The organism is Bacteriovorax sp. DB6_IX (assembly GCF_000447775.1).
In the GTDB taxonomy this organism is placed as follows: Bacteria; Bdellovibrionota; Bacteriovoracia; order Bacteriovoracales; family Bacteriovoracaceae; genus Halobacteriovorax_A.
In genome coordinates this window covers 1-8,406 of record NZ_AUNJ01000485.1, presented here as the reverse complement: position 1 = coordinate 8,406, position 8,406 = coordinate 1, and the positions used below count along the sequence as shown (strand labels likewise).

The following is an 8,406-nucleotide window of genomic DNA, read 5'->3' as shown; positions in this document are numbered from 1 at the left end:
AAAAAAACCACAAAACCAAAAACAAAAAAAGCCCTCCATCAAAGAGGGCTTTCCCAACATAAGCCATTTAGCAAGTGCGAAACAAAAAGTGCATGGCACCGAAAGCTCTGTTATACTTAACAAATGAAATTTATATTTTTAGTGATGATAATGTTTTCTGCATCGGCATTGGTTAAGACTGAGCAGGTTATGAAGTTTGATGGAGTTGTTTGGGGATTTGACTTCCTTGATCAACATAGTGGTTTCGTGTCTCTTAGAAGTGGAGAGCTTTATCACTTCGATTTGAAAAGCAAGAAGAGCAAATTGCTTGTGTCGCCTAAAGTAAAGGCCGGTGGACAAGGCGGGCTTCTAGATTTGAAGGTCGTTGAGATTAAGGGAAAGACATTTCTGTATTATACTTACTCCAAAGAGGTGAAGGATCTTTGGACAACGGCCATGGGGCGCGCTCTTTATAAAGATGGCAAACTAAGTGCACATGAAGATCTCTTTGTGGCCGATGTTGTAAGTGATACTTCAAGACACTTTGGCTCGCGAATGGCCTTTAAGGATCAGTTTGTCTATGTCACTATCGGTGATCGTGGTGAGAGAAAGTATGCACAAGATCTCTCTAAGCACAATGGGTCTATTGTGAGGCTTCATTTAGATGGAACTATTCCGAAGGACAATCCATTTGGAAAAAATAATCAACTCAAATCCATTTGGAGCTGGGGACATCGTAACCCTCAAGGAATTGATTTTGATCCTGTTAGTGGAGAGCTCTTTAGTTGTGAGTTCGGTCCTCGTGGAGGAGATGAGCTCAATCATATCAAGAAAGCACTAAATTATGGTTGGCCGGTAATTACCTATGGAAAGGAATATTGGGGACCAAGTATTGGAGACACACATAAAAAGGGGATGGAGCAACCAGTTGTGCACTGGAGTCCAAGTATTTCCCCGTCTGGGATGGTCTTTTATCGTGGTGATAAAGTTTCTGATTGGAAGGGAAATGTCTTCTTGGCCAATTTGGGATCACGTCATTTACGTCGCCTTGTTTTATCGCAGGAACAGGGAAATTTTAAGGTTACCAAACAAGAATCTCTTCTAAGTAGCTTAAAGGAAAGAATTCGCCATGTAGCAAATGGAAAAGATGGGCATCTCTATATTTCCACTGATAGTGGGAAAATAATCAAAGTTTTCAAATAGAGAAGTGGTAGAATAGGCGCATGAGTTTTTTTAAGAAGCGACTTTATTTTCTAACAGGGATTTTGGCGACAATTTTCTTTAGCTCACAGGCCTTCTCACAAGGCCAGAAGCTGCGTATTGTCTATTATAACGCTTATCCACATATGTTTAAAACTAAGGATAAGGCCATTGGTCCCGGGATCAAATTTATCGAGACAATTCTTTCAAATGCTCATATTGATCATAGCTTTTCACACTTACCGATAAAGAGGGGCCTTGGGGAGCTTGAAAAGAATCGCATTGATGTTCTTATGGCCCTTTTAAAAACACCTGAGAGAATGGAGAAGTTTAACTTTGGAAGTGTTCCAATTGTCTCGGCGACTCCTTGTCTGATAACAAATGATTCGGCCATCAAAACTCGAGATAGGATTTTAAAAGAAGGGGGAAAGCTCATGCTACCCAATGATTTTATTCTTGAAAGAGTCGTGAAGGAGAGTCTTAAGAACTTTAATGTGACATATATTCACGGGATAAATCCAATGAAGAAGATGTTCAATCTTCTCAATTATCGCAAGAATGTTTATGGGCTGATCCAAGTTTGTCTGCCTTCTGTCTATGAAGTTGATGGTGTCAGGGCCATTGAACTTGTTGAGTCACGAATGGATTTCTACTTGGCCTTTTCAAAGCATGTGGATAAGAAAATTATTCGTCAAATTGATGATGAAATTAGAAAGATGAATTTAAAAGGTCAGGGTTATTACGAGTTTTTGAAGAAATATAAAATAGATAAAATGAAAAGTTCTCACTGAGTGGAAGATTCCCACCCAGTGAATTCTTACTAGAGTCCTAGTTTTTCGTTGAGATCGGCCTGTGAGAGTTCACCTCTTTTAACAGAAGATTGAACAACCATAAGGGCCTTGTGATACTCAAGTCTCTCTTTTGCGTTGATAAGTGAAAGATCCAAATGCTTTTGGTTCTTAATATTTGAATACTTCACTGCGTTTCTCAGTAGCTTTACGGCCTCTTCAAAGCTTGGAAGTGCGCTCATAGGTCTCTCCTTTATTATTTATAATAATATCATATATCTAGAAGGAGAGAATTTCTAGCATTTCTTAAGATGTTTGCGCTTGGTGTCTAAAAAAAAACCGGTTAAATACATGACAACACGTTTTTATTTACTCTACAATTTAATTTACACACGAAAACATACGCATAGAAGGAAGGGACGTTTTATGAGAAAACTGCTTTTAGCATTGATGACATTGATGTCGTCACCTGTATTCGCACAAGCCGATTTCCAAGCATTAGTTAATGATGTCTTTGGAAAGATTAATGGAGCTTATGCACCAATTTTATTTTGGCCAATCCCATTTATTGGATTGCCACTTATTCTCTTTGTCATGGTTGCCGGAGGATTATTCTTCACATTCCGTTACGGATTTATCAATGTGAGACTCTTTAAGCATGCCATTGATGTTGTAAGAGGTAAGTATGATAACCCTGATGATGAAGGGGAAATCTCACACTTTCAGGCCTTGACATCTGCCCTGTCAGCGACTGTTGGTTTAGGAAATATCGCAGGTGTTGCGGTAGCAATTGGGGCCGGTGGTCCGGGGGCCATTTTCTGGCTTTGGCTTGTGGCCTTCTTTGGAATGTCACTTAAGTTTTCATCTTGTACTTTTGCTCAACTTTATCGAACTAAGGACTCTCAAGGTGCAATGCTTGGTGGGCCAATGGTCTATCTTGCTGAAGGGCTTAAAGAGAGAGGATTTGCACGTCTTGGTGCAACTCTAGGGATCTTCTTCTCTATTATGACAATTCTTGCTTCTTTTGGTGGAGGGAACCTCTTCCAAGCAAACCAAACTTATGAAATTATCAAAGCACAATTCCCAGCGGCCAACCCATGGGTTGTCGGAGTGACCCTGGCTTTCTTAGCAGGTGTTGTTCTTGTTGGTGGGATTAAGAGAATCGGTGAAGTAACATCAAAACTTATTCCTTTGATGTGTGGATTCTATGTTATCACTTGTATGATTATTCTCTTCTCAAATGCTTCAGCAATTCCAAGTCTACTTGCTTCAATTGTAACTCAAGCATTCTCACCTGAGGCGGCCTTTGGTGGTTTCTTAGGGGTTATGATCCAAGGGGTTAAGAGAGCGTCTTTTTCAAACGAAGCCGGTCTTGGTTCCGCGGCCATCGCTCACTCTGCGGCCAAAACAAAAGAACCTGTTAGAGAGGGTGTTGTTGCTATGATTGGTCCAGTTATTGATACACATATTGTTTGTACAATGACGGCCCTGACAATTCTTATCACTGGAGCTCATCTTCAACCAGAACTTGCTGGAAAGGGTGTTGAGATCACAGCAGCGGCCTTTGGAACTCTTGGTAGTTTCATGCCATATCTTCTTATGGTTGCCATTTGTGTCTTTGCTTACTCAACAGTTATCTCATGGTCATACTATGGAGAGCGTGCCACAGAGTATCTATTAGGTAGAAAAATGGGACATAATGCGATCAGAATGTATCGTCTTGTTTATGTTTTTATCATCATTCTAGGGCCAGTACTTTCTATTCAAAATGTTGTTGATTTTGCCGACCTTTCACTTCTTTCAATGGCCTTCCCAAATATTCTTGGGATGATCTATATGAGTAAACTTGTGAAAGATAAAGTCGATGATTATGTAAAAAGATATGAAGCTGGAGAGATGCCAGTTTACAAATAAGAATAAAAAAAGGGCCTATCAAAGGCCCTTTTCTTTTTATATGGATGTTTTTATTAGCTTCCACAACCCACACATTCAAATGTGCTTGAAACTGGCTTAACACCATTGATTTTCATTTTAATATTATGGATTTGATCTTTGATATCCATATCATCAAAAAGATTTCCCGTCAGTTGAGATTCTAGTGTCTTAATTTGTTCTTCAAGTTCAGACTTAACTTCCTGTGATAGATCACTCATTCATGCCTCCGTAATAAGTGTTGTGTGTCCTTATATTATAGAGAAAAAAAGTGAACAGAGCAAATTTAGTGCAGGTAGTCTGACATTAATTGATGGGCGAGAGAACTTTTGAATTCCTTATACTGAGAAAAACGCGTTAAAAATAAATAATGTTTTGACTTGTCTTGTAAAAGAGTTGCTGCGCCTACTTCCGCGAACATCTCCTCTGGTGAGCTGGCACTGTAGAGGGAAGGGAAGTTATTAGAGTTTAGGAGCTGCTTGTTAATTCCCGTATGGAAACTATTACGAGCGACTTGAAATCTTGTGTGAGATTTGTCTCCATTGTGCTGATAGAAATTGTTTTGCCATCCAACAGCATTGATGAATTCACGATAAAAGGCCTTATCTTCTTGTGCGATAACGTGGAAGAATTCATGAGTTAGTGTCATCTCGAATTCTTCAATTTCTTTAAGCTGTGTTTTATAGAGTGTGAGTTGCTTCCAACTTTTCTCATAGAGTCCGCGATAGTTTGAATTATTCTTATTCCTTTCATCAATCACAATGACATCGAGATGGTTAAACCTAGTCACAATATCTCTTTGAAGTAGTTCTTGAATTATTTTTATTTCTCTAAGCTCAGTCTTGGCCGCAATAACTAATGTGATTCCATATTGATTAAAAATCTCATTTTGAATTTGTGCTGCATGGGCCTTCTCATTCTTTTGAATGTGGAGTGTGAAGTCGATATCGACATTGGCAAATATCCCGTCTTGGTCAATATCAATACCTTTGATATTGGGATTAACTGGATCGAGATCGACAATATTGTGGATGCCGTCGCCATCTAAATCATGATCTGTTTTATCGCTAAACCCATCAAAATCTTCGTCTTCAAAGAGAAAGAAATTATCGGAGATAGTCACATCTTTGATAATGGGACCATCTCCAGTATTGTAGTTGAGTTTCTCACCCCACATTGGCGTGGCCAGGAGCGTTTGTCCAAGTAGTGTGAGTAGGAATAGGAGAGAGAGTTTAGGAAACAATCCTACCATCTCCCATCAACGGCCCAAATATCGGCCCATGATTCAATGAATCCACCATGTCCACCTACCATAATGTAAGAGAGGATTGCTGCTGGAAAATACAATGGACCAAGTAGTGCCGATTGCTTAGCGTGTCCTCCCTCGTGACCTGAGGCAAAGCTGTATCCTGAACAGAAATCGAGCTCAAAAAGACCGGCCGACATTTTTCCTGATACAATTCCAAGTCCACAAACATTTGCATAGAGTTGCATTTTAGATTGTGAAACTCTAATTTGTGGAAATTCAAACTCATACATTCTAAACATAAATCTTGGTGCGAGTGTATTAATTAGTCCATTAACGACACGGCTTACTGGTGTAAGGATTGCCGCTGTGGCAACAAAGGCAACTCCTACCATTGTGTTAATAAGACCCCATGAAAGGTTTGAGGCAATAACAAATAAGTGTAGAAGTGGGTGATCTGGATTTGCCGGACCAAAGAGAAGTGACTTCTTTCAAATGTTTCTTCAAATTGTGAAAGAGCATTATCAAATTCTTTAACTTGTTCTTGTGTTAAAGTCTCTGTTTTAAACTTTGCAAAGGCGTCCATTTTCTTCTTATTCTTTTTCTTTCCTTCGTTTAGAAGTGTAGAGATATTCTCGCTATACTCAATTGGGAGTATTTTCTTATCTCTCATTCTCTTTAATTTTGTCAGAGTTTTCTTGGCGTCTTCGTCAATGATTTTCATCATTCCCATATAGGCCATATACTGTTCCATAACTTCTAATTTAAACTCATCATCATTGGCCGAAAACTTCTGCATTTTCTTGCTGGCCAGTTTATTAATGTAGCCAAGAGATCTTGTAATATATCCCTCACTTAAATTTCTAAGATAAGTTAGAGAGTAAAGTGTGATCATCTCATTCTGTGCCATTTGCACAGGAGAGTTAAGCATTCTACCGTCTTCAGAAGTTGCGTATGAATTCTTTCCGGCCTCATAAGTAATGGCATGAATATCCATCGTGAGGTTTTTTACATCTAACATCCAAGTTCTAATCTTGTCTTTACTTTCATTATAAACATCAACGCTTCTTTCTCGTCCTGGACCATACTCACGATCTCTCCAAGTCTCTAGCCTTGGGGCACGATTAATCAATTTTGCAATTTGATTGGCCTTTGTCTTTAATTCTTCGGCCATCTGAATCTTGATATCATTATCTAGACTCTTTTGATTGTTTTCTAGGGACTCAACGAATCCATCGAAATTGCGGTTAATACTTCTGTTACTCACGACTTTACATGAGACCATCTGTAGTGCGGCAATCAAGCAAATTGAGGTATTGACTACCTTTTTTAGCGTTATATTCATCTTTCTCTCCTATAATAGATAAGCCTATTTACCACAATTGATGACGCATCGCACATGGCTTGAAAATTATACAGATTTTATAGTGTCTAAAACTTTGATAGGTAGATAATTATTACAATTTCAGGCATTTAACTTAGAAATTCCCCTATATTATTCAAATGAAGAATAAACTCTTATTAAGACTCATCATTGTCCACATGCTGGCCCTCTTTGTTTTTAAGGTAGGGGTATCTGCGACAGCAATTGGCTTCTTTGTGTTTTTCTTCTTTGTGAGGGCCCTAGGATTGACAGTGGCCTATCATCGCTACTTTGCTCACCGAGCTTTTAAAACCACGCGATTCTTCCAATTCATTCTGGCACTATGGGGCGGACTCTGTGCACAGCGCGGGCCTCTTTGGTGGGCCTCTAAACATAGAAAGCACCACCGTCATTGTGATCTTCCTGGTGATCCTCATAGTCCTCATCAACTTGGACTTTGGGGCGGGCATATTGGCTGGGCCTTAAAGGCCGAGAGTATGAAAACAGACGAGGCCTTAGTCAAAGACTTCAAAAAATATCCAGAGCTCATGATCTTTAATAAGTACCACGATCTCTTTATGCTAAGTTTTGCAGCTTTGCTCTATTTAAGTGGAGAGCTTATTGCTCATTACTACCCACAAAGTGGTACGAGTGGATTTCAGATTCTTATTTGGGTTTATATTATTAACACTCTTGTTCACGTCCACTTAACTTTCTGTGTGAACTCCATTGGCCATGTAAGAGGAAGTCGTCCATTTAAAGATCATCAATGCGAAAAAGGTGATAAGAGTGGAAATATCCCTTGGCTTGCTTGGCTAACAGCAGGCGAGGGTTGGCATCACAATCATCACACATTCCCATACTCTGCCCGAATTGGTATTCAATGGTTTGAACTAGATCTGGGTTATCTTACGATTCTCTTACTTGAGAAGATGGGACTTATTTGGGATGTGAAGCTTCCTCTTCTTCATCGAAGAAAAGCACAGCAGAAAGCTGGAACTATATTGACTTAACTCTGTGTCACAGAAATAAATTTCTTCTTCCTATCTCTCACTATCTCTCATTTGTTAATTCTAATCTGAGTTTTGATTATGATGAGACTGGCCAGTTAGTAAGCGCGACGCACTCACTAAAGGGCGAAGAGAATGAGTCCTTCACTTATGATGATTTAGGAAATAGATTACTTCGTAACGGACAATCTAGTCCGGCCAGTTATGATTTAAATAATAGGCTACTTGAAAATGAAACTCATGTTTTTCATATGATAATAATGGAAACATGCTGTCACAAACAAATAAGGCAACAGGAGAGTTGAGTTATACACTTGGACTTCTGAAAGTCAGTTAGTTAGAATTGAAAAGAAGCCTTCGCTGTAGAAAATCCAAGCTCTGTGATACAATATGAATACGATGTTTCGGAAGAAGAATCTACAAAAATATCGATGGACTAGAAAGAAGTTACATCTATGACAGAGAAGATATTTTAGCGATCTTTGAAAAACAAGAAGATGGATCTTTTAATTTAGTTATGAAGTACCTTCACGGCCCGGGGATTGATGAGCCAATTAAAGGTTTGGTAGGGACTTTGATGAAACTTATTACGCTGATGGACTTGGATCAATTGTTAAAGTTGAAAGAAGTAATGGTGAGTTCTTTAATCTTGTTTATGATTCTTTTGGAAGAATGACTGTTTTTGATAAGAATCATCAGAAGATTACTCTTGGTAAGGATAGTCTTTTGACTTATGGGTATACTGGACGTGAGATTGATGCTGAGAGTGGATTTAATTACTATCGAGCGAGATATTACAGTCCGGAGATTGGAAGGTTTATTTCGGAAGATCCAATAAAACTCAGAGCAGGAGATTACAATCTATATAGATATGTAAAAAATAGTCCA

General features: G+C 38.9%; 10 protein-coding genes. 5 read left to right on the top strand and 5 right to left on the bottom strand.

Annotated elements, in window-relative coordinates; genetic code table 11:
* Positions 1-123: 123 nt before the first annotated feature.
* Complete coding sequence (locus M901_RS15205; RefSeq protein WP_034722589.1) at positions 124-1,182, top strand: PQQ-dependent sugar dehydrogenase; 1,059 nt, start codon at positions 124-126, stop codon at positions 1,180-1,182.
* Between the two features lie 20 nt (positions 1,183-1,202).
* Positions 1,203-1,970 (top strand): transporter substrate-binding domain-containing protein, encoded by a 768-nt coding sequence (locus tag M901_RS15200; protein WP_021279091.1) that lies wholly within the window; start codon positions 1,203-1,205, stop codon positions 1,968-1,970.
* Positions 1,971-1,999: 29 nt separating this feature from the next.
* Here M901_RS15200 and M901_RS15195 read toward each other — a convergent pair whose 3' ends face one another.
* Positions 2,000-2,209, bottom strand: coding sequence for a hypothetical protein (locus M901_RS15195; protein WP_021279098.1), 210 nt, complete (start codon positions 2,207-2,209; stop codon positions 2,000-2,002).
* A gap of 184 nt (positions 2,210-2,393) precedes the next feature.
* On the opposite strand from M901_RS15195, the gene M901_RS15190 reads away from it, so the two are divergent.
* Positions 2,394-3,881, top strand: coding sequence for a sodium:alanine symporter family protein (locus M901_RS15190; RefSeq protein ID WP_021279090.1), 1,488 nt, complete (start codon positions 2,394-2,396; stop codon positions 3,879-3,881).
* A 53-nt stretch (positions 3,882-3,934) separates the two neighbouring features.
* On the opposite strand, the gene M901_RS15185 is transcribed toward M901_RS15190, so the two are convergent.
* The 4 genes from M901_RS15185 to M901_RS15170 all read right to left on the bottom strand — a co-directional run bounded on the left by M901_RS15185 (position 3,935) and on the right by M901_RS15170 (position 6,490).
* Positions 3,935-4,120: a hypothetical protein gene (locus tag M901_RS15185; protein ID WP_021279099.1), complete on the bottom strand. Its 186-nt coding sequence runs from the start codon at positions 4,118-4,120 to the stop codon at positions 3,935-3,937.
* Between the two features lie 65 nt (positions 4,121-4,185).
* Positions 4,186-5,142, bottom strand: a complete 957-nt coding sequence (locus M901_RS15180; protein WP_021279095.1) for a thrombospondin type 3 repeat-containing protein — start codon at positions 5,140-5,142, stop codon at positions 4,186-4,188.
* A gap of 2 nt (positions 5,143-5,144) precedes the next feature.
* The gene (locus tag M901_RS15175; RefSeq protein ID WP_021279093.1) at positions 5,145-5,540 is read right to left on the bottom strand and encodes a hypothetical protein; all 396 of its coding nucleotides are present in this window, start codon (positions 5,538-5,540) and stop codon (positions 5,145-5,147) included.
* Positions 5,534-6,490 (bottom strand): hypothetical protein, encoded by a 957-nt coding sequence (locus M901_RS15170; RefSeq protein WP_034722584.1) that lies wholly within the window; start codon positions 6,488-6,490, stop codon positions 5,534-5,536. Before M901_RS15170 ends, M901_RS15175 begins: the two co-directional genes overlap by 7 nt.
* 158 nt (positions 6,491-6,648) lie before the next feature.
* Between M901_RS15170 and M901_RS15165 the strand changes: the two genes are divergently transcribed.
* On the top strand, positions 6,649-7,521 hold the full coding sequence (locus M901_RS15165; RefSeq protein ID WP_021279097.1) for a fatty acid desaturase: 873 nt from the start codon (positions 6,649-6,651) through the stop codon (positions 7,519-7,521).
* Positions 7,522-8,127: 606 nt separating this feature from the next.
* On the top strand, positions 8,128-8,406 hold a 279-nt coding region (locus tag M901_RS15160), incomplete at its 3' end, for an RHS repeat-associated core domain-containing protein (protein WP_255345262.1).

What these genes read in the sequence shown, in the direction of transcription:
- M901_RS15205 (WP_034722589.1), top strand. Translation starts at nt 124, where the DNA reads ATGAAATTTATATTTTTAGTGATGATAATGTTTTCTGCATCGGCATTG.
- M901_RS15200 (WP_021279091.1), top strand. Translation starts at nt 1,203, where the DNA reads ATGAGTTTTTTTAAGAAGCGACTTTATTTTCTAACAGGGATTTTGGCG.
- M901_RS15195 (WP_021279098.1), bottom strand. Translation starts at nt 2,209, where the DNA reads ATGAGCGCACTTCCAAGCTTTGAAGAGGCCGTAAAGCTACTGAGAAAC.
- M901_RS15190 (WP_021279090.1), top strand. Translation starts at nt 2,394, where the DNA reads ATGAGAAAACTGCTTTTAGCATTGATGACATTGATGTCGTCACCTGTA.
- M901_RS15185 (WP_021279099.1), bottom strand. Translation starts at nt 4,120, where the DNA reads ATGAGTGATCTATCACAGGAAGTTAAGTCTGAACTTGAAGAACAAATT.
- M901_RS15175 (WP_021279093.1), bottom strand. Translation starts at nt 5,540, where the DNA reads ATGGTAGGAGTTGCCTTTGTTGCCACAGCGGCAATCCTTACACCAGTA.
- M901_RS15170 (WP_034722584.1), bottom strand. Translation starts at nt 6,490, where the DNA reads ATGAATATAACGCTAAAAAAGGTAGTCAATACCTCAATTTGCTTGATT.
- M901_RS15165 (WP_021279097.1), top strand. Translation starts at nt 6,649, where the DNA reads ATGAAGAATAAACTCTTATTAAGACTCATCATTGTCCACATGCTGGCC.